Source organism: Micromonospora sp. NPDC023888 (genome assembly GCF_040639415.1).
GTDB lineage: Bacteria > Actinomycetota > Actinomycetes > Mycobacteriales > Micromonosporaceae > Micromonospora.
In genome coordinates this window covers 76,019-100,121 of sequence record NZ_JBEZZW010000021.1, presented here as the reverse complement: position 1 = coordinate 100,121, position 24,103 = coordinate 76,019, and the positions used below count along the sequence as shown (strand labels likewise).

The window sequence follows — 24,103 nt, the reverse complement described above, 5'->3', positions numbered from 1 at the left end:
CTGATCGATGTGACTAGCATCCCCTCGTGATCGAGGAGCTGATCGAGAAGGTGGCCGCCGAGGACGACGAGGCGATCGAGGAACTGTCCGCGATCGCGGACACGGACCCGGGGAGGCTGACTCCGTACCTCGGACACCTGCTCGATCGTGACGTGCTGTGGCCGGCGACGTTGTACCGGGCGGCGGAGGTCGACGTGGTCCGCCGGGTCATCGAGCGGATCGACGGCGGTCAGACGCCGGACGACCTCGATCGGCTGCTCGTCATCCTGGCGCACACCGCTCACCCGCTGGCCGAGAGCGCATTGCGTCGCTGGATGACGCAACCACCGGCCGGTGCGGAGGAACTGCACGTCAGTGCGCTGCGCTACGCCGAAGAGGGCGGCTGGACTCTCGGCCCGGACGGCAGCCGCCGGGACCTGTGCGGCGGCATCGCGTACCAGTGGGTCATGCGCGAGACGCCGCGGCGCGCGGACGCGCCCACCTGTCCGTGGTGCGCGTCGCCGCTGTGGACTGCCGCGTACCTCGACACCGCGGACCCTGCCGTCGGCGCCGCGCTGGCGCACACCGGCTGGTCCGGCCGGCTCACGATGGAGACCTGCCATTTCTGCGCCTGCTACACGACGCTGTACAGCCAGGTCACGCCGGCCGGCACCACCACGTGGTGGCCCGGCAACACCCGTCCGAGCTACCTCGGTTCCACCGAACCGGAGGACCCGCCGACGCTGGCGCCGGTCCTGGGCCCGGCCCGGAAGAGTCCCTACCAGGCAAGCGCGTGGGATCGGGGCGGTTCGACGCTGGGCGGCGTGCCCGACTGGATCCAGGACTCCGAGCACGCCGACTGCCCCGGTTGCGGCCAACCGATGGACTACGTGGGTCTGGTCGGCGGCGCGGACCTGGACGACTACGGCGAGGGTGCCTACTACCTGCACCTGCACCAACCGTGCGGGTTCGCCGCCGTGAACTACCAGCAGAGCTGAACGCCGCAGGCGCGTTCACGTCGGATGGTGGGACACCGCCGGCCGATAGCGGGCATGGGCCTGCCTCGCCGCGTTCGGTTCGCCGCGCTCAGGGATACCTGGTGGCGGGCAGCGGGCCAGCGCTGCGGACGATGTCGCGGTAGACGGCGAGAGCGGGCTTGGGTCGGTAGGTGTCGGTGACGAGGCCGAGTGTTCCGGTGGGTTGCGTGGAACTGCTGTCGGCGTCCCTGAGGCTGAACAGTTCGTAGTGGGTGATGTTCAGCGACTCCTGTTCGGTGAGGATGACGCCGAGCATGTCCGACAGGGAGTCGCACTGTGCCTGCTCGGTGCGCGGTGACCCGCTCGGGGTGCCGTTCTCCACGATGTGGATGGGAACGTCGGGCGGGATGTGCGCGCGGGGCAGCGACCCGCCCCGGAGGTGGTGCAGGGCGTGGGTGGTGAGGGACGCGGTGTCTCCCGGGTTGCCCCGCGGGGCGACGGGTGCGAAGGCGTCGGGATACAGGCCCAGGCCGACGTAGTCGACGTGAGCCGCGAAGTCCTGGTACGGAACCGAAGACAGGTGCGACCAGAATGAGTCGTCGCCGCCCAACCATTCCGGTGGTTCAGCGACGGAGAAGCCGGTCCGCACATGCTGGAGACCCCGCCGGTTGAGTGCGGCGCGTGCGTGCGGCATGCCGAGGACCAGGGCATCGAGCACGCCGGGCGCACTTCCGTCGATGAGCGGGATGGGGAAGTTCGGCTCAAGCGTCACCTGGAGGTAGCGCGTCAGGTGACCGTAGCGGTCGATGACAGTGTCGAGGAAGGCCAGCCATCCGGAGAGGTCGGCGGCCCGGGGGAGGTAGCTGACCACGAGGTCCAGCTCGCGGTCTTCCTCGACGTACCATTCGTCGGGCATCGTGAGGTGCGCGAGTTCGTGTTCGGCGCCGAGCGAGGTGACGACGTCCGGCGGTGCCGTGTCGCCGAAGAAGTGCACATACTCGCGGATGACGAAGGGGCGACCGCCCGAGATGTCGTCGACGAGGTGGCGGATCGCCGCGGTGTCGGGTGGGTGGGAGCAGACGGTGCCGGCCCGCCCGCCCGGATAGATACCGAACTTCACGCTTCTGCGCTCCCGTGCTTGTCGGTTTGCGGGGTTGGCCAGCCGATCTCGCGCGCGCGGATCCGCCGCACCAGGGTCCTGATCCAGGTGGTTTCGGCGGCGACGATGGTGCGCCAGTAGGCGACTTCGAGCATGTGCGCTTCGAGTACGTCACCGTCGGGCAGTTCCGAAAGGGCAGCCAGTTCTCGGTCGAGCCGGTCGGCGCGACCGTCCAGGATGTGCGCCGCCTGGTCGATCGGAAGAACACCGACGTAGGCGACCGCCATGACGAAGTCCACGGACGCGGCCTGGCTGTCGCGTACCCCAGCCTCGATCTTGTGGCGGAAGTCGGCGAGACCTGCGGCAGTCAACTCGTAGGCCGTCCGTGGTGGCCGGTTGCCTATCCGCTCGGGCAGCCGGGAGGAGACCAGGCCTGCCTTCTCGAGCGCCTTCAGCAGAGATGTGACAGTGCTGCGGGTGGCCGAGAGGTGTCCGTATCGCTCGCGTAGTCGTGTCGTGATGTCGTAGCCGTGCGCCGGCTGCTCGACGAGGAGTCCGAGGATCGGCAACACCAGGCTGTTCCGTGACGCGTTCAAGGGCACCCAGGCAACCTATAGGCGTATACGTCTAATCGCAAGGCCGAGTCCGGGCACCGATCCGGACCGTCGCGGCGCCAGCGGGTGACCGTCGATCGGCCGGGCCCAGCATTGCGATACCCTCCAGGTGCCCACACCGGCGTCGAGCAGTCCGTGTCCGTCGGCTGTCGATTGGCCCACAGGGCGCCCCAGATCCAGGGAGATACCGATGCCGGAGCCTGAGTCCGTTCACGACGACCACGAGGCGGATGCCGAAGCCACGGCCGAGGCCGAGGCCGACCAGCCTGCCGCTCCCGCGAATCGGGCGGCCCGACGCGCGAAGGGCAAGGTCGCCTCACCCCAACCGCATGGAAAGGGTCAGCACTTCGGCGGCCGGGGCTCGGTCCAGAGCCCGCGGCAGTGGGGTAACCGGCGAAGCGGCTGACCGGTTGGCGGAGTCCGTTGTCAGCGGACGGCTCCCCGGGTGTCGACACGGAACGCCACGGCAACCACCACGTACGGTCAACCTGGTGATGGGTGGCCCGCCGCTGGTGGCGGTGCGGAGCCGGTGCCGGCCGCCCTCCCTTCAGCCTGGCCGATCTCCTCGTCGCGGGCTCGCTGCTCGCGAGCGTTGAGTTGCCGGTAGTGGTCGAGCAGGTGGCGCTGGCCGGTGTGCTCGGCGGCCGCGATGGCGGCGTCGAGCACGCGGTCCATCCAGAGCCGGGGTACGCCGCGCATCTGCCGGGCACCCTCATCCAGGAGGCGCTGGGCAAGATCGGGGTTCGGGGCCAGCGGAACGAGCAGGAAGTGCTCTCGGACGAAGTAGCGCCAGAGTCCCGCCTCCTTCCAGGAAGGGTCGGTGGGCATGGCGTCGCCGCAGTCGCGCAGCGCCTGTCGTGCCCCGGCGAAGTGCCCCGCCCTGCGGTGCAGTTGGATCAGACCGAGCAGGGCGCTGGCCTTGCCGAAGCCGGCTTCGGCAACGGTGACCGCTTCGCTTTGGACGTCGATGGCGTCGTCGAGGAAGCCCAGTTGAGCCAGGTGGAATCGCAGTTCGTTCAGCATCCGCTCGGTACGGGGCTCGGTGGCGGCCCACTGGAGCAGGAAACGGCGCGATGCCTCACGGTCACCCTGACGTGCGGCGTGGTTGGCCCAACTGCGTAGGTCCTCGTCGTCCGGGTGGTCAGGAAACCGGGCACGCTGCGACGCCAACCAGTCGTCGACGGCGTCGTCGGTGAAGTGTGGCGTGCCGTCGCGGTTGCGGGCCGCCGTTATCTCGTGAACGATCCGGCCGCGGTCGGGGTGATCGCTGGCCCGCACGGCGGTGACGGTCGCTGCCACTCCCGCGGTCAGCAGGTGATAGGTGCGGTAGCCCAGGGCCGTGTCAAAGGTGATCTGCTTGGCCTCCCAGTGCAGCCACACGTCCTCGAGTTGGCGGTGTTCGGCGACCAGTAAACCGGCCAGTTGCAGGCCCCACCCCAATCCGGTGGGTGCCGTCTCGCGATAACGCAGGCTCTCCTGTTCAAGGATGAACCGCAGCAGCGGTAGGTCTTCCGGACGCCTGTCGTACTGGGCTGCCCACAGGACACCGGAGCGGGCGGCGCGGTTGCGGTCGAGAATCCGACCATCGGCGGTGTGCTCAGGCGCGAAGCCGAGTCGTGACCATGTCGATGCGCTGCGGCGGGCCGCGACCAGGTTGCGTCGTGGAGTCCGCAGCAGTCGGGCTCGATCATCCGGCACAGGTCCAGTCTGCCGGAGCGGTACCAGCGGGGAGTCCTGGTCGAGTGCGCGGTGGCACTGCCGAAACGCCGTCGCCTTCTGCACCTAATGTAGGACTTTTTCGCATAAGGGCGGTTAACGCGAGTCCGGCTCCACTACGTTCGTGACGAGAGCGGCAACCGATTTATCGCTTTTTGCACGGATTGTGACGTGCAGAGACGTCCTGTACGGAGAAGGGCTAGGTAGCTCGATGTCCAACCATCGACACCCGAACGGCAGCGATGTAGCGGCAGATCAACCACGTCCCCCGAAGAGGCGGCGGGCACGTTTGCTCGTCGCCGGGGTGGCCGGGGTGGCTGGGCTGGCCGCCGTCGGCGCGCCGGCAGGGGTGACCGGAGCGCTCGGGACGAGCGGCAGCAGCCTGGTGAACGCCGGGCAGCAGGTCCTCGTCGGGAGCGCCAGCCGGGTGACCGGCGACGACAACAAGGGCCAGGACCGGGGCGGCCGGGACGGCACGGACCACAAGAACGACGACCACCGGGGCGGCGAGGACTTCACGGACGTACCGTGTGGCGCCAACGAGCTGATCGCGGCGCTCGTCCGCGCGAACGCCGGCAACGGGGCGAAACTCAAGCTCTCCGGGAAGTGCACCTACACGCTCAACGCGTCCGCACCTCAACCACCCGTGCCCTTCGGTCCCATCGGCCTGCCGATCATCACTCAGCGGGTCACGATCGACGGGAACGGCGCCACCATCGTCCGCGCGGCCAACGCCACGCCGTTCCGGATCCTCGAGGTGGGCGCCGGCGGCGACCTGAACCTCCGCGACGTCACCATCAAGGGTGGACAGGACACGAGTGGGGTCGCCGGCGGTGGGGGTGGAATCCGGATCGACGTCGGCGGCCGGGCCACCATCGAGGACGCCGACGTGGTCTTCAACCGGACCAACGGCTCGGGCGGCGGTATCGCCAACTTCGGCGATACCAGGATCCTCGGCCGGAGCGATCACGACCCGGGCAAGGACCGGGACAAGCACGGCGACGACGAGAGCAGGATCAGTGACAACAGCGCCCTGTACGACGGCGGGGGCGTCTACAACAACGGCAACCTCACCGTGCAGAACACGAGAATCAACGACAACAACACGATCGGGGTGGTCACCATCCTGCCGATCGGTGGCACCGGTGGCGGGCTGTCCAACTCCAACGTCGCCGTGCTCGACAACGTACGCGTGCACCACAACACCTCGGGCTTCCGGGGCGGTGGCATCCGCAGCGGAATCAACGCCACCACCACGGCCAGGAACATCGAGGTCAGCGAGAACGCGACAGGCAGCGAAGGTGGCGGAATCTTCAGCGACGGCATCTTCCACCTGGAGCACAGCAAGATCAGCCGTAACAACGCCGGCCAGCGCGGCGGCGGGATCTTCAACCAGATCGGCCGGTTCGTGGCCGAGGACAGCCAGATCAGCGAGAACGCCGCCAGCACGTTCAGCACAATCGAGCACGGCGGCGGCGTCTACGTCGGCAGCGGCATCGTCGTTCTGCGGCACACCCACATCAACCGGAACAAGGCCGTCGGCACGAACTCGCGCGGCGGCGGGATCTACAACGGGGGCACCGTCAACCTCACCGAGTCCACGGTGACGGAGAACGTCTCCGCCCTGGCGCCGGGCGGGATCTTCAACGAGGGCGGTCAGGTAACCGTGGATGAGAAGTCGGTCATCAGCGAGAACCGGCCCACCAACTGCACGCCCAGCGCGCCGCCCGTCCCCGACTGCTTCGGCTGATCACCTGGCCGTGCAGGTCGTCGAGGGGCAGCAGACACCAACAGCGGTACGGGGCATCCGGTCCCGCTCGGGTTCGATCACACGATCGGATCGGGGCGGGGCCGGATACGTTCTCCGTTGAGCAGCGGGGCCGACAGTGGATGGCATTCACTCGTCACCATCGATCGAACGCACGGTAGCGGCGTGATCGCTGATCGTGCCACGATCTGGGCAGAGGTGGACCGCTGGACGTTCGGAGGTTCCATTGGCAGACACGCGGCGGATCAACCAGTTGCAGAACAACGACCGTTCCATGATCCTCTTCCGGGCCATCGCGGTGGCTCACCGCTACTCGCAACGCGCCCAGGCGGTCAGTCTGTTGATGTCGCTGGTCGTCGCGAGCCTCGGCGTTGTGGCAAAGGTGGCGCAACCCTCGCTACAACCGGCTGTCTCGATCATCGGTGCGCTCTGGGCCGGCGTCTACGCGGTCGTACTGGCACCCCTGATCGGTCGTCACCTGCGCATCAGCGCGACCCTGCAGGAAATGCTGGACACCGACCTGTTCGGCTTGCCGTGGAACGCGGTCCTGGTCGGTGAGCGACTGTCCGAGGACGAGTTGAGCCGCCTCAGCCGGCGCTTCCGCGGCGACGACACGCGACTGCGGGACTACTACCTGGTCGCGACCGTCGCCGCTCCGTACGACGTGCTCTTCTGTCTGGAGCAGAACCTGGCGTGGGGTTCGCGGGTCCGACGACGCTTCGCTGCCGTCCTGCTCGGTGTCATCACTGTCTGGTGTGTGGTGGGCGTGGCCCTGGGCCTGGTGACCGAGAGTACGGTCGGAAGCCTGGTCGGCGTGTGGTTCGTACCGTCGCTGGGTCTGCTGCTGTCCTTCTCGGACACGGCCCGCGCGCAGATTCTGACCACCCGGGACCGCACCCGGGTGCTCGGCCTGGTGCGCACGGTCATGGAGGAACCGTCTCGCACGATCGCGGATGACCAGGCGTTCGCCGTGTTCGCCCGGCAGGTGCAGGATGTGCTGTTCGTCGCCCGCCGACAGCAGCCGCGGATGCCGCAATGGTTCTTCCGCCTCTTCCACGACGACGATCTGACCGACTTCCGATACAAGATGCAGGTCCTTGAACAGCGGGTGGGTGCCCACTCCTAGTGCCAGACGACGCGAAGGCCTCCTCGCGGGCGGTCAGCCGCCGGCCGGGCTCTGGTCGAGCAGATCGAGCAACACGACGACCTGCCCACGGATCGCGTGGGCCGCCTCGATGAGCTGGTCGGCGTGAACGGCCCGCATCCGGGCGTCCGCCCTGGTCCGCGGCAGCAGTCGGTTGAGCCGGTCCAGGCCGGACCGGGTCAGGTGGTACTGGTTGCGCAGCTCCATCCGCCAACCCAGACTGTCCCTCGGCTCCAGGACGGGCACGGCGACGCTGCCCAGCAGCTCGCTCAATCGCGTCACGATCCGCAGCGGTCGGTGGGACAGCCGCGCCATCTCGTCGGCCGACGCCGCAGCGACCGCCCGCTCCACGGCCTCGATCAGCCGATCGGTCAGATCGGTGACTCGCTCACCCAGGACCTGTTCGGAGGGGTGGCCGGCGTCGGGCCGCGCGGCGCGGAAATCCTCCCGGGCCGCGGCCGGGCTGCCAATGACGGGAACCTCCCCGGTGTCCCGGGACCGGGCGCGGGGGATGCCGTCGACGGCGGGCGCAAGCTCCACCAGGGCCGGGCCCGGCCGCGCGATTCGGCCAGTGGCGGTGGGATCGGGTCGCTGATGGCCGGCGCGATCGGCGAGGAACCGGTTCGCCGCGTGTGCCGCGAGCCGCAGGTACCACCACCGACCGTCCGGCCCGGCGTTGGTGTACGAGGTGTGGATCAGTGCCTGCGCGACGACCGACAGCAGGTACTGCGGACGCCAGGAGTGCTGGTACGCGGGCACGATATGCCGGAAGGCCGAGTAGACGCCTCGGACCGCCGCGACGACGGCGGGGGCCACCTGCGGCGTGATCGTCTCGTTCTCCGGGGTCAGCACCAGGTCGATGAGCTTGGTGTCCTCGCCGGGGCGCAGTGGTGTGCGCACCACCTCGCTCAGCAGGGACAGGACGAGGGTGGCGATGTCGCGGGAGAGCGATGCCCGCGGCTCGAACGTGGCCAGGTCGATCAGGCGGGTGTCGTCGACGTGCAGCGCGCCGTGCTGGCTCACCCGGGCCAGGATGTTGTCGGTGTGCAGGTCTCCGTGTGAGAGCCCGACCAGGTAGGTCAGGTCGATGCCCCCGAGCAGGGACGGGTCTACGGCCATCGCGACCGGGTTCGGCAGCGGCAGCGGCGAGTCGTCACCGTCGATGGCGATCCAGCGGGCCGACGGGTCCAGCAGGCCCACCCGATCGGCCCAGGCTCGTGTCTCGTGGGTGCCGTCCAGGGCGCCCCGCAGCTCATCCAGGAGGTACTGCCGGGCTGGACTCGTGTGGGTACAGCAGCTCGTCGCGGTCCTGTTCCACGTCACCAGGACCAGGTCGGCGATGTGTGCGGCTACCGTCGGCTGGTGCTCGGGGGCGATCGCGCTGAGCGGATACGCCTCGCTCAGGTCGAAGGCGATCTCCTGGAACGCGAGGTGCCTGCCGTTCGCCATCCGGTACCGCGAGTACTCCTGCCGCACCAGGTGCCGTTCGGCGAACTCGGGGTCGATCTCGAAGGCCTGGTGGTGTCTGCCGGTCTCGCCGGCAAGGTCACCGTGGGGGTAGACCTTGGTGATGAGCCGCTGCTCGGGCAGCCGGAAGTCGACGTCGGTGCTGTCGGGCACGAACTCCACCACCACGAGGACCGCTCCGGTGTGTCCCCGTCGCACCCAGGGCGGTTCGCTGAGCCGCGCACGCTTGCGCAACGACGTGTCCGCCCACTCACGCAGCTCGGCGGCGACGTCGTCGCCGAGCACGTCGGCCAGCCGATCCGGATCGTCACCGCCGGCCGATGGTGTCGAGGTCACGTGGGGCCTCCTGCCGCGAGTTAGCTGAAGTGCGTGTACAACGCCCAGAACGGAGGTGTGGAAAAGGTCGTGGTCGGGCGGTCGTAGCTGCTGGCGAGCAACCGCGCGCACCTGCGCACCTGCGCGTGGGGCAGGCCCGAGGCGGCCAGCCGGTCCGCCACCGCGTCCAGGTGGCGGATCTTCTCCCCGTCGGTGGTCTCCCGACACCACCGGCGATAGGTCCCGAGTGCCTCAACGGCAGTGCGGCCGGCGGCCAGTTCCGGATAGAGCCAGGCCGCCAGAAGCGTCGCGGCCAGCCGGGGGATGGCCAGAATCGGCGCGACGACCTCGGACGCACCGGCGCCCAGGAACGCGTTGGCCACGTTGACCGCCTCGTCGGGCGCGCTCCGGTCGCGTCCGGCGGCCTCGCAGACGGGCAGGATCACGGTCGGGGACTTCAGGAGCCGCGCCCCGGAGATCTTTTTGACATCCAGCACGACCCGTCCGCCAAGGGCCAGACCGTAGGCGTGCGGGTTGTCGTCGTCGGAGACACCGTGCAGGGCGCCGTGAACGAGGTCGACGGCAGCGAGCGCCGAGATGGCGGCGCGGCCCGGGTCGTCGCCGTCGCCGCCGGTCACCCGGGTCACCGCTGTCGCCGCGAGGGCCACCGACTCGGCCTCGGCGTCGGCGAGGACCTGTTCGGTCAACTGTTCGCCGTCGGGTGTCCGCTCGGCTGTCCCCGTGCGCGCGGTGAGGCAGGCGGCGCGCGCCCCGGCCCTGGGCGCTGGCGAGCCGTCGTGGGCGCGGGCGTTGAGGGCGACGGTGCTGCTTCCGTCGGCAAGCGGGAAGGCGCCGGCCGCGTCCGTCGCCGCCGCCAACGGCAGAGCGCCGAACCCGCCGCAGGGGACGATTGTCACATGTGGGTGAGCTGTCGCCAGGTCGAGCAGCGGGGCGAGGCGTCGACCGAGCCACCGCCCGGTGTCCAGGATCTCGTCGGCCCAGGCCGCCCATCGCGCCGAGCGTGCCCGGTAGGCCCGGTCGAGGCGGGCGACGCGCAGCTCGACAGCTCGTTCGGTGAGTCTGGTGAGCAGCCTGCCGTGGGTGCTTCCATCCGGTCGTACGACGAGAATGACAGTGCCGAACTCGCTGGCCGCCAGGTAGCACAACGGGCCGGCCGCGACGGCCCGCAGTACGTCGGGCATCGTCGGGGGGAGCAGGAAGGTCCGCAGGTCTGGGAGCCCTCGGATCCTCTCGACGACCGGCCCGACAGCCGCGTCCAGAGTGGTGTCGTCGCCGTCGCCCCGGGCCTCTTCCCAGGCGGTCAGCCGCTGGTCGAGGTCCTCGGCAAGTTCCTCGGCAAGTTCCTCCGGGACGGCGCCCCCGGCCCGCAGACGGTACGCCTGGGCGACAGCTGTCAACTCCCGGAAGCGCCCCTGTTCGAGGGCGAGGATCGCGCCGTCGACGTCACCGACGCGCAGCCGGGCCGCGGCGGCGAGCGGCGGGAGGCTCTGTGCCAGCCGGGCCCAGGCCCGGCGATGCGGCTGCTGCGACTGGCGCGGCAACATCAGATTAAGCGCCCGCAACCCAGCCGTGAAGGCGGTGGCGGCCTCGGGCCAGTCGCCGCGCCAGGCCGCGTATTGTCCCCACTCCACCGCCGCGGCCGGCACGATCGTCGGGTTCCGGCGCAGGCCGTCGTCGCAGCTTTCCCGGAAAGCCGTCCTGGCGATGGTGGCGTACCGCTCCTCGCCCGCGCGCCGGTGCAGCATCGCTGCCGCTTCGGCCCGCAGCATCAGCCGCCAGGGGGTCGCGCCGTGCTCTTCAATGGCCGCGTCGACCGAGGTCAGCGCCGCTCGGGCGTGGCCGACGCCGTCGTCGGTGGCGCCGCGGCCGAAGGATCGACGGGCGGCGGTCAGCCGGCAGGACGCCAGGGCCGCCAGCCGTTCGGCGTACGCGGACGTGCCGTCCGGGGTCAGTCGGACGGCCTCGGCGTGCAGCGCGAGCGCCCGCTCGATGTCGCGCCGGGACGTGGCGATCTCCTGCTGCGTCGTGCCGAGGTTCTGGCAGAGCTGGGGGACGTCGCCCGGGGCGTACCGTCTGGCCAGCCGTAGGGCTCTGCGGTGGCGCTGCAGGGCCTCGTGCAGCAGGTCGCGTCGGCCGGTGAAGTCGTAGAGGTCGCGTAGGCCCTGGCCGAGGTTGGCCAGCAGCATCGGCAGGTGCGCCGGACGGTGCTCGCTGGTACGCACGGCGACCCGCTGCATCTCCACCGCTTCGTGCAGGTCGGCGATGGCACCGCCGCGGGCGAAACGCCGCACGAGCACGGCGCCGAGGTTGGTGATGCGCGACGGCCGGTCGGGATCGTCCGCTCTGGTCAACAGCAGGGCCTGACGGGCAGCCGCCACGGCCTCGTCGAGGTCTCGAACCTTTCTGGTGCGGTCGGCGAAGCGGCCGTTGAGCATGATGCTGAGATTCGTCAGGGCCGCGGGTCGGACCGGGTGGTCGTCCGCGAGTTCGTCGACCTGCTGGCGTTGGGCGGTGATGGCCTGGTCGAGGTAGCGGTGGCGGCCGGACGCCCGGTAACGCAGCACGTTCGCCGCAGCCCAGTGCAGGATGATCTGAGGCCGCTCGGGGTGCTGGCCCTGCTGCCCGATCAGTGCCGAGGCGACCCGTGAGCAGCGCCAGGCGACCTCCGGCTGGTCAGCCCACCGCCACAGCAGGGACAGCGCGTCCCAGGCCCGTGCGCGTAGCTCGATGCCGCTGCCCGCGTCCGAGGCGATCCGGAGCAGCGTGGTCCGCTGGGCGTGGCCGGTGGGCACGCCCTCGCGCCGCTGGCGTTGCAGCGCCGTGAGGCAGTCGTCGAGCAGGGCCGTGGCCAGGTCGACGGAGAGCGGGGGCGGCTTCTGCCACGGTGGCGGCACACCGGAGGGCTCAGCGGAGTCCGACATACTCGAACCGTGGATCTTCGTGGTCCAGGATGCCGGTCACCGCTGTCGTACCACGGTCACCGAGGACGATCTGCTCGATGCCGCCGCCGTTGGCCCGGTGGCGTACTCCGGCGAACAACGGCGTCTGGCCGGTAGCGCCGATGATCACGGTGGCCATCCCCGACCGGTGCACCGGTTCCAGGTCTCCGAACAGACCGGGGAGCCCGCTGGGCCGGCTGTGGTCGCCCAGGCCGCGGGGGCTACGGAACTCCATCCGGGCCATCGGCCGGTTCGCGATCATGACACTCAGGTGCATGGCGCTGAAGACGCTTGTGACCAGAAGGCTGCCGGGCTCGGCGTCGCCGGACGTCAGCAGCGAGGCCAGTTTCCGGCGCGCGGCGCGGACGTCCTCGATCGAGGATTCGCAGTAGTCGCCGAACTGCGCGAGAACGGCTCCCCGGCGGCGGAAAACCACTGAGACCCCCGCGTCGTCCTTCGCCAGAGCGCGATACTCGGTCGGGCTCTCACCGCTCGCCTTGACATTCACCTCGACCGAGTCGGGTGTGGAGATCTCGAGTCGGTCCAGCACATTGCCGAGCCGCTCGGGCCCGTCGAGATCCACCCGGAACTCCGGCGCGAGGAGAGCACCTTTCAGCGCGCCCACATCGCCGACGCGGATGAGCTTGGTCGGCAGCCAGGTTGCCAGGTGACCCGTTTCCTTGAAGATGAAGTCGGTATACAGGGCGTCGATACCGCGCGGCACCGGTCTCTCCTCACGGCCAGGTGCCACCATGATACGCAGGCAAAATGATCTCCCCGGACTCCGCTACCGTCCGAATCCTGTCCGTGTTCGTTTGTGTATCGCGGATTCGGCGGGGCCGGTGCGACCGGTCCAGAGGTGCGAGCCGGGCGACTGTCGTCCAGGGACGCTCGGGTCGTCTCGTCCCTGGACGACCTCGGCGACTGTCAGTACGGGTAGCCGGGGACGTTGAGCCGCACACTGTAGAGGCTGGAGTCGTTGCGTGGACCCGAGGTGATGTAGAGGGTCTGCCGGTCGGCGCCACCGAAGGCCACGTTCGTCGTGCCGGTGTTGCCCGGCCGGATCGTGCCGAGCTGGGTGCCGGTGGGGGAGTAGACGTGGACCAGGGAATCGAAACCCGACGTCCAGTACACGTTCCCGGCGCAGTCGATCGTCCCGCCGTCCGGACCGCCGACGTAGTTCACGAAGACACTGCGGGCGCCGGTGCTGCCGTCGGGCGCGACGGCGTACTTGTAGATCTTGTTCTCGGAGTAGGCGCCCACGTACAGCGCGGTGCCGTCGGGGGATAGCGAGATGCCGTTGGGCTGGCGCAGTTGGTCGTCGACAAGCGACACCTGACCGCCGGAGACGCGGAAGACGCTTGTGCGACCGTTCATCTGGTCGGAGCGGTTGCCGCGCTGGAAGTTGGGGTCGGTGAAGTAGGCGACGCCGTCCGAACGGACCGCGACATCGTTCGGCGAGTTGAACGCCCGGCCCTGGTAGTTGGCCGCGACGGTGCTGCGGGACCTGTCGCTCAGCCGGTACGCGGACACGTTTCGCTGGTCGTGGGTGGCCGCGATGATCTGCTGGGCGTCGGCGCTGAGCGCCAGGCCGTTGCTGCCGGCGTTGGCGATGAACGTGTCGAAGGTCGCCGGCGGGGTGAACCGGCGGATCGTGGACGGCTGGACGTTGTACGGCCCGGTGCCGGCGGCCATGTCGGACATCAGCAGGTAGCCGCCGTTGGCAACCCAGACCGGCCCTTCGAGGAACGAGAATCCGCCCTGGATCCTGGTGGCCGTCAGGGAGCTCGCCGGCAGCGGTGAGCCGTATCCGACGCCCGCCGGGCAGACCCCGGGCGGTGCGCCGGGCGGGCCGGCGAGGGCGGCGTGAGCGCTAACATGGGCGGTGTCCACTGTTGTCGAGGGTGCGGCGGTGGCACCGGTGGCGAACGGCGCGGAGCCGACCGCGAGGCACAGCCCGGCGAGTGCGGCAATGGTGGGACGCCAGGTCATCGAAGGCTCCAATCGGCGTCGGCCGTTGCGTAGACCGGCGGTAGGCGGTGTGCGAGGACGCGGGGGCCGGCACGTTGGGGGTGCCGTCCGTCGATGTATCACCAGGCAGCCTAAGTGACGAACCAGGGAGTCGCATCGGTTTCGCACCGGTTAATTCGCCTCGTATTACAAAGACGCTGGTCAATGCGTAAACGTTGGGTAAAATACTTGCTCGGCCGTACCACAGTGGAGGACGCGACGTAAGCCGAAGCTGGCTCCGGCAGAATCCGCCCATGACCCGACCCGTGCTCCTGCTCGACATCGACGGTGTCCTCAGCCCTTACGGCACGCCGCAACCGCCGGCCGGCTACACCGCACACCCCCTGTTCCCCGGTGAGGAAGCCGTCCGGGTCAATCCCGCACACGGTGCCTGGATCACCGAGGCGAGCACCGTCCTGGACATCGCCTGGGCCACGAGTTGGAACGACGAGGCCAACGAGCTACTCGCTCCGCTGCTGCACATCGCCCCTCTGCCCGTGGTCACCATGCCACCCCCGCCGTTCGACCCCGCCGAGAAGATCCCGCGCATCGCCGCCTACGCACAGCTTCGGCCCCTGGCCTGGATCGACGACCTCCACCCGCCGCAGGCGCACCGCTGGGCCGCGACACGGATCAGCCCCACCCTGTTGATCACCGTCGACCCGACGACCGGCCTCACCCGCGACGCCATCGACCACGTCATCGCCTGGGCCGAAGCCCTTCCACGTCCGCTGAGGAACCCATAGGGACACCCGGATGCGCCACTGCCGGATCCAGCCGGTCCGACGCTGCCCCGCGGTTCGATCGTTTCAGCGGCCCGGGTCCGTGGGTACGCTCCCACCCGCTGATCCCTCGATCGACGGAGACCTATCGTGATCATGGCTTTGCTGCTCGACCTCGCCAACATCGTCGGCGGTTTCCTGCTCGCCGTCGCCGTGCTCCGGCTGCTGCCGCGGGTCGGTGACGACCTGGGCCGCCTCGCCGGTCGGGCCGCCCCGATCGCCTGGGTGGTCGGCCTCGTGGCCCTCGTGACCGGCGGCTACTACCTCATCGTTCACCTGGTGTCCGGACCCCGGGTGTTCCACTTCGAGGTGGTGGGGATCGGCGTCGGGCTCGCCCTGCTGTGGGGGCGGCTGACCGGACGGCCGGCGCCACGTGACGAGCAGGCGGCCGGCGCGACCGGGGTCCGCCTCCTGCTCGCGATCTTCGGTCTCATCGCGATCGTCGTCGGCATCCAGGGGCTCTTCACCCCGGACGGCTGACCGCGCCGCCCACACCGGCCCGGCCGTCAGGGGCGTGACACGAGGCCGGATTCCCAGGCCCAGGCAGCGATGCGTACGCGTGTGACGGTTCCGAGCTTCAGGGAGATGTGGGCGACGTGGGTCTTGACGGTGCCCGGCGAGACGTGGAGTTCCGCGCCGATCTCGTCGTTGCTCAGCCCGCGTGCCACGAGCCTGGCGATGTCACGTTCGCGGGGGGTCAGGGGCGGGTCCGGCTGGAGGGCTTCGCGGTCGGTTCTGAGGCGTTCCAGCAGGCGGACGGTGACTTCGGGGCTGATCAGGGCATTTCCTGCCAGCGCGGCTCGGACGGCCTCGACGAGCAGCCCGGGTGCCGACACCTTCAGGAGGAAACCACTCGCACCGTCTCGCAACGCCCGGCCGACGTACTCGTCCTCGTCGAAGGTGGTCACGACGATCACCTTGGTCTCCAGCTCGGGGGCGGTGGTGACGCGGCGGACCAGTTCGAGGCCGTCGATGCCGGGCATCCTGATGTCCGCCAGCAGCACCGCCGGGCGCAGGCGGCGGACCAGGTCCCAGGCCAGGGTGCCGTTGGCTGCCTCACCGACGACGGTCAGGTCGGGCTGCGCCGCCAGCACCATGCGGAAACCGTGCCGGACCATGTCGTGGTCGTCGGCGATCACCACGGTGGTCATGCCGTCGCCCGCCGGACACCCAGCCGCAGGTGCGTCAGCGTGGGCATCGACTCAGTCTAGGGGGAGTCGGACGTTTACCTGCCACGATCCCTGCTCGCAACCGGCACGCATGGTGCCGTCGAGTGCCTCCACCCGCGCCCGAAGGGACGCCAGGCCAGTGCCGTTGCCCGCGGGGCGCGGTGGCGTCGCTCCGGTCGTCAGCTCGTTCGCGACCACGATGTCCAGGCGTCCGTCCACTTGGGTCACCGACACCCGCACCGGGATGGTGGTGCGGGCATGCCGGGCGACGTTCGTGAGCGCCTCGGCAATCACCCGGTACGCCGTAACCTGGATCGCGGCGGAGATGTCGCCGTGTCCCGCGACCGCCACGGTCAGCTCGACCGGAAGCGGATGGGCGTCGACCAGGTCCGGTACGTCGGCGAGGCCGTACTGGTGTGTCGTGTGCTCGCCGTCGTCCCGCATCAGCCGGATGCTGCGGTCGAGACGCCGCAGCGCCCGAGCCGCGGCCTGCTCGACCTGTGCGAGGAGTGCTGCGGGGTCGCTCGCGCTGACGACCCGAGCCGACTGTGCCATGACCGCGATGCCAGCGATGTCGTGCGCGACGTAGTCGTGAAGGTCCGCGGCGAGCAGGCGGCGTTGCGCGGATCGGGCCCGCTTCACGACAGTCACCCGAAGCTCGTCGAGGCCGCGAAGGTAGTGACCGAGCAGCGCTCCGGCCAGCACCGTGGCGGCACCGAGAGCGCCCAGGAAAACCTGTTCTCCGACGGCGGCGTGGGGCAGGAGTCGTAACCCGACTGCCGACCCGGGCAGCAGGAGGAGCACTCCGGTCAGCCGGCCGGCCCGGCCGTCGCCGCGGCTCAGTGCGACGGCGAGGGTGGTCAGCGCGCCGACGTCGATCGTGGTCCACAGCAGGAGCTTGCTGGAGTCGTTGCCGTCGTCGACGAAGTCGTAGCCGAGCAACAGCCATGCCCAGAGGCTTCCGCCCAGCGACACGACGGCCGCCGTGGCGGCGAGTGGTACCCGGGGCAGTCGGGGCGACGAGATCGCCAGGGTCGCGGCGAGGACCGAGACCCAGGCGGTCAGCCGCAGCGGGGCCGGCTCGCCGTACCAGGGCGCCAGGACGGTGACGATCCCGGCGGCCAGCCCGGCGAGCCACTTCACGCCGGTCAGCATCTCACGGTGCGACCAGATCAACTGACACGCCCGATTCGGCGGCGATCGTGCCGGTGGACGCACCGTTGAGATGGTGGTCGAAGAAGGTGACCAGCGCGCGGCGAACAGTGCGGTACGCCAACGGCTGCGCCTCCCCGATGTCCTGCCGCACGACCGGTTCGGTGCGTGGGTAGCGTCGCGCGATCTGTGCCAGCAGCACCCCGTCGTCGGTGAGCGACCTCGGCGACGCACCGGTGATGGTGACGATCGCCCGCCAGCCAGGACGCGGGAGGCGGCGGTGCGTGTCGATGGGCGAGCCGCCGAGGACGAGCAGGGGCACCCTGCCGGTGTCGGTGACCTCGGCGGTGCCGGTCATGTCCGTGAGGCCGGACACTCCGGGCAGACCGGCGAGGTGCGCTCGTTGTGCGGCGTCCGAGCCGGTCCAGCCGAAGAGGCCGATCCGTCGCAGGTCCATCACACGGCTCACCTGCCGGTCCAGGCCGGAGAGTGCCCTCGTGACGTACTCGATGTCGGCGACCCTTGTCGTGTCGGCGTCGAGGCGGCCGACGGTGACGACGGCGTCGGTGGGTTCGATCACCCGCCGGGTGGGATAGAGATCGACCACCGGCGCGTCGAACGGGTGGTCGACGGTGACGACCACGTATCCGCGGCTCGCCAACTCCTCGGCGACGCCGGTGTACGCCGATCGCATCACCCCGGGTGGTGGCGAGCCGACCAGGACGGGGAACGAGCCGGCGGCGGGCGGCGCCCACTCGTGGGAGTGGGTGCGGAACATCCAGTTGACCTCGTCCGGCAGCAGTCCCAGGCGCCGCTCCTCGCCGGGCGCCCAGGCCAGGCGGCCGAACTCGGTCAGGGCGGGCGCCACGGCGTAGTGCGCCAACGGCCTGGACCCGGCATCGGCCGGGTAGTGCACGTCGAGCATCACCATGCGGTCACTGTCCGGCCGCCACGGGTCGCGGCGGTCCTGGTCTGCGAGCCGCATGCGTCGTACACCCACGTCGTGGGAGCCGGTCGGCGGTGGAAGGGCAGGGCTGAACGTGGCTCGCCAGCCATCGGTGTCGCCGTAGCGGGGTAGCACCATCATGGCGACCCCGGCGAGGAGGAACGCCACGAGCGCGGATGTCAGCTGTCGCCTTCGCATGGGTCGATCCTGCACAGGCGACGGGCAGCGGCGCGTCTCCCAGCCGGGGGAGGCCAAGCGGTACGTGGGCAGCGGTCCACCCCGTACGGCAGATGTCGAACCCGTACCCGGTGTCCAACACTGACCGTCATGACAGCATCGGTGGCACGGAACGGCGGGCGGCGGTCCTGGCGGCGGTGGGCAGCGGCAGCGGCGAGCGGATGGGCCTGGTTCCTCGTCGTGCTGGGCATCTTCTGGTCCTCCGGCGGCGCCGGCTACCCGTTCGGTCACAACGACCGCACCGGGCCGGACTACTCTTCGCTGCTGGCCGGCCTGGAGCGTGCCGTGGGTGGCCCGCTCATCACCGTGTTCGGTGTGGTGGCGCTTGTCGTGGCCTGGCGGCTCGACGGACGTGACCGCCATCCGACCCGACGTCGAGCCGGGATCGTCAGCGGCGTCGGCGTCGCGGCGGTGATCGTGTGCGTCGTGCTGGACGGACGGATGATCACGATGTTGCCGCCGCTGGGCCTTCTCCCGATCGGCTGGCTGCGGGCGGACTGGCCGACGCTGTTTCAGGTCGTCGCGGCGGCCGGCGCGGCCCTGTTCCTCCTGGCGAGCATCGCCTACGCCGACGGTACGAGCGACCGGGACCCGAGTGGTCTGCGACGTCGCCGCGCCGCCTGGATCCGGGCGGGTCGGATCGCCACCTACGTGGCGATCGTCTGCCCGCTGCCGTACGCGCTGATCCGACTGGCCTGGTCGCGGGGCTGGGCTGTCGGAGCACCGGAACCGTTCGTCATGTCCCTGCTGCGCAACCAGCCGGAGAACGTCTACATCGAGCCGATCCTCGCGTCATTCGCGACAGCCGGCGCCGTGCTGACCGCTGGGTTGCTCTGTCGCTGGGGCAGGGTGTTTCCCCGCTGGATCCCGGTGCTGCGTGGCCGGGTCGTACCGATGTGGTTTCCGCTGCTGCTCGGCGGGTCGGCCGTCCTCGGCATCTTCGGGTTTGGGCGGGGACTGCTGCTGGGGCAACTGGGCGTACACCTGCCTGGTCAGCTCGACACGTTTCAGTTGTGGGGGGAACCGGTGAACGACTGGGCGTACTGGGGGGCCGGCGGCCTGGGCTGGTGCCTCTTCCCGTTGTGGTCGATCTCGTTGGCGGTCGCGCTGACCGGCTACTACCACCGCTACGCTCCGCCCGCCCGACAGGTGTCGAGCGCCGGAGCCGATGCTGCGGCGACGGCTGGGCACGGCGGTGGTCGCGACGCGGTGTCGCTCAGACGCCAGCGAGGGTGAACAGTCGCTCCATCTCGGCCACGGGCAGCGTCGGTGCCGCAGCGGTCGTCCGCGCCACCCACTCGCTCGGATCAGCGAGGAGGGCGCACCTCGCGTCAGACGGTAGCCGCGGATGCCCGGCGACGGCCTGGCGGACCGTGCTGTCGGGGTCGGCGGCCAGGCGTTCGATCACCTCGATGGGCAGGTCCGGATCTCGGGGGGCCAGGCACCGCATGCGGGGATCCGGGTCGGTGGCGAGCCGGCGCAGGGTCGACGCCGGGAGCGGGAGGACGTCGGCGGGACGCCAGTCGGTCTTCTTGTCCGGCCGGAACCCACGGTCGATGCGCTCGGCGGTGGCCGGGTCGACCAGGTGCGGGGCGTGCCTGGCCATGGTCGTACGGACGCCACTGTCATCGTCGTTGAGTAGTCGGATGACCGCGTCGGCCGGCAGTGCCCGGCTGTGCGCCGCGGAATGCCGGAAGCAGATGTACGGCGAGGAAACGTGGGGCAGCGGGTCCGCGGTGACCCAGTCCAGCCGCAGGTTTCGCAGCTCGGAGACGGCCAGGTGGTCTTCGACCTGCTGTATCAGCGCATCGTCGTCGAGGTCGCCGCCGAGGAAGTCGGTAAGCGGGCGCTCGCCCTGCTGGATGCCCGCGTAGATGTGGTGGCGCATCGGCTCGGGAGTGTCCTGGCGCCGGAAGACACCCACGCGCACGTTCGCGCTGGGATCCTCGGCGAGCACGTCCCGCACCGAAGGGGGAAGCTGCGGGTGCTCGGCCACCTGCCGGCGAACCTGGTAGTCCGGGTCCTCGGCGAGCCGGGCGGCCAGGTCCGGGGTCAGGACCGCGTGGCGTACGGCACCGGTGCGGGTGACCGGATCGGCGAGCAGGCCCGCCACGAGGTCGGGCGGCGGCACCGGATGCGGTCGCCGCGCGTAGTAGGTCGAGCAGGCGGCCGCGCGAACGCTGTCGACGGGGTCGGTGAGCAGGACCCGCCGGACCGCCTCGGGTGCCTGCGTCCACCACCGTGCGAGCGTGGCCCGGACCTCCGGATCGGGATCACCCGCGAGCCGGGCGAGCAGGTCGGCCGGCACGTCGTCGCGTTGCGCGAGGTACACGCGTACCTGCGGCTCCGGATCGTCGATCAGCCGTTCGTGCAACTCGCGGGGCGCGTCCCGGGCGCCCACGGCCACTGCAGCTCGGACCGTCGAGTCGGCGTGCGCCGCCAGCCGCATCCGGACGGCGTGCGGCAGGTCGCGGTTGAGTGCGAGCGAGTGCACCAGCCAGTGATAGCCCGAGGCGAGGATCTCCTCGATCAGGTCCGGGGTCAGGTCGGCGCGCATGGCCACGTGACCGAAGCCGCGGCGGTAACGCACCAGCCGGCGGACCAACTCGACCGGTAGCGCCGGGTTCTCGGCGAGACCGTCGAGCACCTCCGACAGGTGGACGGGGGTCGGCCCATCATCAGCCACCCGCTGCCCTCCCCGGATCCGTCGCGCCGGCACGAGTCTCGCATGACCCAGGCGGATCGGGTGCCCTCGTCGAGCCGGCCGCTGTCGCCGGGTTCAGCCGGCTTCGCCGGTCGTGGCCTCCCCGGCGGGCGGCCGCTGGTGGGGCCGGCGGAACGGGTCCGGCACCGCCTGCTGGCCCCGATCGGTCGACCGCGCCGCGGGCTGGGACGGCATCCGTGGCGCGTCGCCGCTCTCGGTGACCAGGCGCTCGGTCTCCTGCACCAGATAGTGCGGTCGGCGCTTCGTCTCGTAGTAGATCCGGCCGATGTACTCCCCGATCACGCCCAGGATGGTCATCTGGATGCCGCCGAGCCCGATCACGCTGACGATGATTGTGGTGTACCCGGGAACGTCGATGCCCTTTTCGATGGCGTCCGCCACGACCCAGGCCATGTAGACCAGTGCGATGAGGGTGAGGAACATGCCGCCGTAGATCGCCAGGCGCAGTGGCCGGTTGTTGAACGACAGCAGGCCGTCGAACGCGTAGTTGAACAGCTTGCCGAACGTCCACCTGCTCCGCCCCGTCTGCCGGGTCTCGTTGCGGTGGGCCACCACCACGGTGCGGAAGCCGATCCAGGAGAACAGTCCCTTGGAGAACCTGTTGTATTCCGGCATCGCCAGTATCGCGTCCACCGCGAGCCGGGACAGCAGCCGGAAGTCGCCTGCCCCGTCCTGCAGGCGTACGTCGATCCACCAGTTGATCACCCGGTAGAAGGACCGTGAGGCGACCATGCGCACGAACCGGTCGCCCCGTCGGTCCCGGCGGGCGATCACCTGGTCGAAGCCCTGCCGGTACAGGGCCACCATCTCCGGCAGCAACCGTGGCGGGTGTTGCAGGTCGGCGTCCATGATGACGACCGCGTCGCCGGTGGCCCGTTGCAGGCCGGCGAGCATCGCCGCCTCCTTGCCGAAGTTGCGGCTCAGCGACGTGTAGCAGACCGCAGGGTCGGCGGCGGCGAGCCGGCGCAGCGCCTCGAGGGTGCCGTCTTCGCTGCCGTCGTCGACGTACACCACCTCGACATCCAGGTCCGACAGCTCGGCGAGCGTGGCCGTGACGGTCTCGTGCAACCGCTCCACCGACGATTCCTCGTTGAAGCAGGGCACCACGATGGACAACCGCATCCTGCTCACCCCGCCCGGCCCGTACCCGGGCATCCGCCGTCGGTGCAGGCGGCGCGGGCCCGATCAGAGGCGGTAGAGCAGCGTGCCATCGAGTTCCTCCCGGGTGATGCCCAGCCCGTCGATGGGCCGGGCCGCGATGCCGTCCCAGGGCGTCCCCGCCGTGCGGTCCGGCACGGCCACCACCGACCGCACGCCGATCCCACGCAGGTACGCCACGCTGCCCGCGTCGGGGAACGACGCCACCGCCATCCGGGTCTGCGCCTGGCTGACCGGCTCGAACCCGGCCAGCCCGTTCGTTATCCGGGGGAACCCGTCGGTCGTCCACAACATGTACGTCAGATCGCCCACGCCACCCGCGGGCAGCACGAGGATCGGGTCCTGCGCGGCCCGCATCGCGGCCGGTGGCGGAGTCACCGTCGGGTGGGGTGTCCGGTTGACACCCTCCAGGGTGACCAGGGCCAGCGGCACCAGCAGGACCAGCGGCATGAGGACCCGCGTCCAGCGGCGGGCCGAGCCCTGGCCCGATGATTCGGCGAGCGCCGTCACCGCTCCGGCGGCCAGCAGCGCCAGCAGCAGGCTGGTCCAGTGCATCATCCGGCCCGGTGTGCGCAGGGCGTCCCAGCCCGGCAGGAGGGTGGACAGGGTCAGGTAGCCCGGATCCCCGTCACCACCGAGGGTCGAGCCCAGGCCCAACAGCACCGTGCCGAGCACGCCGAGACCCAGTGCGACCCGGTGCCGAACCGGGAACATCGAGATGAACAGGCCCGCCGCGGCCAGCGCGATGAGCGTTATCCCGGGCAGCAGCGCCATCTCCGGCGGCCAGGACAACTGTTCGCGTGCGGCGGCGTGCCGCTCACCCCACAACCACGAGTCGGCCGGTGCGGTGACGAACCCGATAAGTGGAGGGGAGAACATCTTCGTCCACTCCAGCCCCCGTTCGGCCTGCGGGTTGAGGTCGACAACGCGCAGGTAGACCAGGCCGAGCAGCAACGTCGCCGCGCCGAACACGACGCCGCCGGCCAGGTCCGCGAGCAGCAACCGCCTACCGAACGGCGGGCGTTCCCGCTTGCGCCACCAGGACCAGCCGTAGCAGCCGGCCGTTACCAGCACCGCGGCCAACAGGAAGTAGACAAGTGGTAGCCCGATGCCGAAGCCGAGCGTGACCTGCCAGGCGGCGACGAGCCACCCGGCCAACGCCCAGCCGGGTCGCCGTCGCTCCGGCCGGTAACCGTGGCGCAGCGACCAGCCGTGCCCCCGGGCCAGCATCGCCAGGCACAGCGCGATGCCCCCGCTGGACAGGATGTTGAGATGGCCGGCGTGCGCCAACCGCCAGGGCGCGAACGCCCACGCGACCCCGGCGACCGCCCCGCCCCACCGGTTCGCGCCGAGCTGGCGCGCCAGCACGTACGCCCCGAAGGCCGCGAGCGCGTGCAGCAGCATGTAGAGCACGTTGTAGCGGATCACGGCCGCCTCGAAGCCGGAACCGAGCATCCCGATCGGGGCGTAGCCGAGCAGGGTGTCGCTGTAGGCGTACGTGTATTTCTCGGGGAAGAACGTGTTCGAGTGCCAGAGGTCGGCGGGACTGCTGAGGAGCGCATGCCCCGACCAGGCGACCTGCCACGCCTGCAACGTCGGGTCGCCGAGGTCGTTGGGAATGGTGCTCGCCGGATGCCGCAGCGTCGGCCAGGTCAGCACCACCGAGAGCAGCAGGCTGCCCAGTGCTGCCACGATCCACTCGGGTCGGGCCCGGCGCCACCGATCCCACCGGCTCGGCGTCCGGTCGTCGGACGTCTGTTCGGGGCTCGTGTTCTCGGCGGTTGCTGCGGCGCCGGTGGACCGGGTATTCACGGGATAGATCCTGTCCGATGCTGGGGGACCTTGTCCATCAGCTGTCCGAAGCGTGGGTCCGCGCGGCGACGTG

Annotated in this window: 19 protein-coding genes; 6 read left to right on the top strand and 13 right to left on the bottom strand. The window is 70.2% G+C overall.

All coding sequences use genetic code 11. From position 1 onward, the window contains the following. Nucleotides 1-26 precede the first annotated feature (26 nt). Nucleotides 27-977: a hypothetical protein gene (locus AB0F61_RS20005; RefSeq protein ID WP_357811723.1), complete on the top strand. Its 951-nt coding sequence runs from the start codon at nucleotides 27-29 to the stop codon at nucleotides 975-977. 88 nt (nucleotides 978-1,065) lie between these two features. Here the strand turns inward: AB0F61_RS20005 and AB0F61_RS20000 are convergent, their stop codons facing one another. The 3 genes from AB0F61_RS20000 to AB0F61_RS19990 form a co-directional block, all read right to left on the bottom strand. Beyond that, nucleotides 1,066-2,076, bottom strand: coding sequence for a hypothetical protein (locus AB0F61_RS20000; RefSeq protein WP_357811721.1), 1,011 nt, complete (start codon nucleotides 2,074-2,076; stop codon nucleotides 1,066-1,068). Continuing rightward, on the bottom strand, nucleotides 2,073-2,657 hold the full coding sequence (locus AB0F61_RS19995; protein WP_357811719.1) for a PadR family transcriptional regulator: 585 nt from the start codon (nucleotides 2,655-2,657) through the stop codon (nucleotides 2,073-2,075). The genes AB0F61_RS20000 and AB0F61_RS19995 overlap by 4 nt, the downstream gene beginning before the upstream one ends. Nucleotides 2,658-3,152: 495 nt before the next feature. Continuing rightward, on the bottom strand, nucleotides 3,153-4,367 hold the full coding sequence (locus AB0F61_RS19990) for a hypothetical protein (RefSeq protein ID WP_357811717.1): 1,215 nt from the start codon (nucleotides 4,365-4,367) through the stop codon (nucleotides 3,153-3,155). Between the two features lie 331 nt (nucleotides 4,368-4,698). Between AB0F61_RS19990 and AB0F61_RS19985 the strand changes: the two genes are divergently transcribed. Further along, the gene (locus AB0F61_RS19985; RefSeq protein ID WP_357811715.1) at nucleotides 4,699-6,135 is read left to right on the top strand and encodes a hypothetical protein; all 1,437 of its coding nucleotides are present in this window, start codon (nucleotides 4,699-4,701) and stop codon (nucleotides 6,133-6,135) included. A gap of 244 nt (nucleotides 6,136-6,379) precedes the next feature. Beyond that, nucleotides 6,380-7,279, top strand: coding sequence for an S-4TM family putative pore-forming effector (locus AB0F61_RS19980; protein ID WP_357811713.1), 900 nt, complete (start codon nucleotides 6,380-6,382; stop codon nucleotides 7,277-7,279). A gap of 33 nt (nucleotides 7,280-7,312) precedes the next feature. Here AB0F61_RS19980 and AB0F61_RS19975 read toward each other — a convergent pair whose 3' ends face one another. From AB0F61_RS19975 to AB0F61_RS19960, 4 genes are all read right to left on the bottom strand, one after another. Further along, a complete protein-coding gene (locus tag AB0F61_RS19975) occupies nucleotides 7,313-9,100 on the bottom strand; it encodes a hypothetical protein (protein WP_357811711.1) in 1,788 nt (595 codons plus the stop codon). A gap of 20 nt (nucleotides 9,101-9,120) precedes the next feature. Next, nucleotides 9,121-12,021 carry a CHAT domain-containing protein gene (locus tag AB0F61_RS19970; RefSeq protein ID WP_357811709.1) on the bottom strand — a complete coding sequence of 967 codons (2,901 nt, stop codon included), beginning with the start codon at nucleotides 12,019-12,021 and terminating at the stop codon, nucleotides 9,121-9,123. After that, complete coding sequence (locus tag AB0F61_RS19965; RefSeq protein ID WP_357811707.1) at nucleotides 12,005-12,763, bottom strand: hypothetical protein; 759 nt, start codon at nucleotides 12,761-12,763, stop codon at nucleotides 12,005-12,007. The genes AB0F61_RS19970 and AB0F61_RS19965 overlap by 17 nt, the downstream gene beginning before the upstream one ends. 203 nt (nucleotides 12,764-12,966) lie before the next feature. Continuing rightward, nucleotides 12,967-14,031: an SMP-30/gluconolactonase/LRE family protein gene (locus AB0F61_RS19960; RefSeq protein WP_357811705.1), complete on the bottom strand. Its 1,065-nt coding sequence runs from the start codon at nucleotides 14,029-14,031 to the stop codon at nucleotides 12,967-12,969. Between the two features lie 272 nt (nucleotides 14,032-14,303). Here AB0F61_RS19960 and AB0F61_RS19955 point away from each other — a divergent pair, with 272 nt between their 5' ends. Continuing rightward, entirely contained in the window at nucleotides 14,304-14,795 is a 492-nt protein-coding gene (locus AB0F61_RS19955; protein ID WP_357811703.1) for an HAD domain-containing protein, read from the top strand. A 132-nt stretch (nucleotides 14,796-14,927) separates the two neighbouring features. After that, the gene (locus AB0F61_RS19950) at nucleotides 14,928-15,311 is read left to right on the top strand and encodes a hypothetical protein (protein ID WP_355028462.1); all 384 of its coding nucleotides are present in this window, start codon (nucleotides 14,928-14,930) and stop codon (nucleotides 15,309-15,311) included. A gap of 26 nt (nucleotides 15,312-15,337) precedes the next feature. Here the strand turns inward: AB0F61_RS19950 and AB0F61_RS19945 are convergent, their stop codons facing one another. The 3 genes from AB0F61_RS19945 to AB0F61_RS19935 are packed head-to-tail and all read right to left on the bottom strand — an operon-like array spanning nucleotide 15,338 to nucleotide 18,296. After that, nucleotides 15,338-15,982, bottom strand: a complete 645-nt coding sequence (locus AB0F61_RS19945) for a response regulator transcription factor (protein WP_357811701.1) — start codon at nucleotides 15,980-15,982, stop codon at nucleotides 15,338-15,340. Between the two features lie 51 nt (nucleotides 15,983-16,033). Beyond that, nucleotides 16,034-17,143, bottom strand: coding sequence for a histidine kinase (locus AB0F61_RS19940; RefSeq protein WP_357811699.1), 1,110 nt, complete (start codon nucleotides 17,141-17,143; stop codon nucleotides 16,034-16,036). A gap of 13 nt (nucleotides 17,144-17,156) precedes the next feature. Beyond that, nucleotides 17,157-18,296, bottom strand: a complete 1,140-nt coding sequence (locus tag AB0F61_RS19935) for a hypothetical protein (protein WP_357811697.1) — start codon at nucleotides 18,294-18,296, stop codon at nucleotides 17,157-17,159. A 129-nt stretch (nucleotides 18,297-18,425) separates the two neighbouring features. Here AB0F61_RS19935 and AB0F61_RS19930 point away from each other — a divergent pair, with 129 nt between their 5' ends. Next, nucleotides 18,426-19,571, top strand: coding sequence for a hypothetical protein (locus AB0F61_RS19930; protein ID WP_357811695.1), 1,146 nt, complete (start codon nucleotides 18,426-18,428; stop codon nucleotides 19,569-19,571). On the opposite strand, the gene AB0F61_RS19925 is transcribed toward AB0F61_RS19930, so the two are convergent. From AB0F61_RS19925 to AB0F61_RS19915, 3 genes are all read right to left on the bottom strand, one after another. Next, on the bottom strand, nucleotides 19,552-21,021 hold the full coding sequence (locus AB0F61_RS19925; protein WP_357811693.1) for a hypothetical protein: 1,470 nt from the start codon (nucleotides 21,019-21,021) through the stop codon (nucleotides 19,552-19,554). The two genes, AB0F61_RS19930 and AB0F61_RS19925, sit on opposite strands and share 20 nt — an antisense overlap. A 93-nt stretch (nucleotides 21,022-21,114) precedes the next feature. Next, the gene (locus AB0F61_RS19920) at nucleotides 21,115-22,191 is read right to left on the bottom strand and encodes a glycosyltransferase family 2 protein (RefSeq protein WP_357811769.1); all 1,077 of its coding nucleotides are present in this window, start codon (nucleotides 22,189-22,191) and stop codon (nucleotides 21,115-21,117) included. 54 nt (nucleotides 22,192-22,245) lie between these two features. Beyond that, nucleotides 22,246-24,030 carry a hypothetical protein gene (locus AB0F61_RS19915; protein ID WP_357811691.1) on the bottom strand — a complete coding sequence of 595 codons (1,785 nt, stop codon included), beginning with the start codon at nucleotides 24,028-24,030 and terminating at the stop codon, nucleotides 22,246-22,248. Between the last annotated feature and the right edge of the window lie 73 nt (nucleotides 24,031-24,103).

Coding starts and splice junctions, on each gene's coding strand:
- AB0F61_RS19955 (WP_357811703.1), top strand. CDS start 14,304: ATGACCCGACCCGTGCTCCTGCTCGACATCGACGGTGTCCTCAGCCCT.
- AB0F61_RS19970 (WP_357811709.1), bottom strand. CDS start 12,021: ATGTCGGACTCCGCTGAGCCCTCCGGTGTGCCGCCACCGTGGCAGAAG.
- AB0F61_RS19950 (WP_355028462.1), top strand. CDS start 14,928: ATGGCTTTGCTGCTCGACCTCGCCAACATCGTCGGCGGTTTCCTGCTC.
- AB0F61_RS19945 (WP_357811701.1), bottom strand. CDS start 15,982: ATGACCACCGTGGTGATCGCCGACGACCACGACATGGTCCGGCACGGT.
- AB0F61_RS19930 (WP_357811695.1), top strand. CDS start 18,426: ATGACAGCATCGGTGGCACGGAACGGCGGGCGGCGGTCCTGGCGGCGG.
- AB0F61_RS19960 (WP_357811705.1), bottom strand. CDS start 14,031: ATGACCTGGCGTCCCACCATTGCCGCACTCGCCGGGCTGTGCCTCGCG.
- AB0F61_RS19935 (WP_357811697.1), bottom strand. CDS start 18,296: ATGCGAAGGCGACAGCTGACATCCGCGCTCGTGGCGTTCCTCCTCGCC.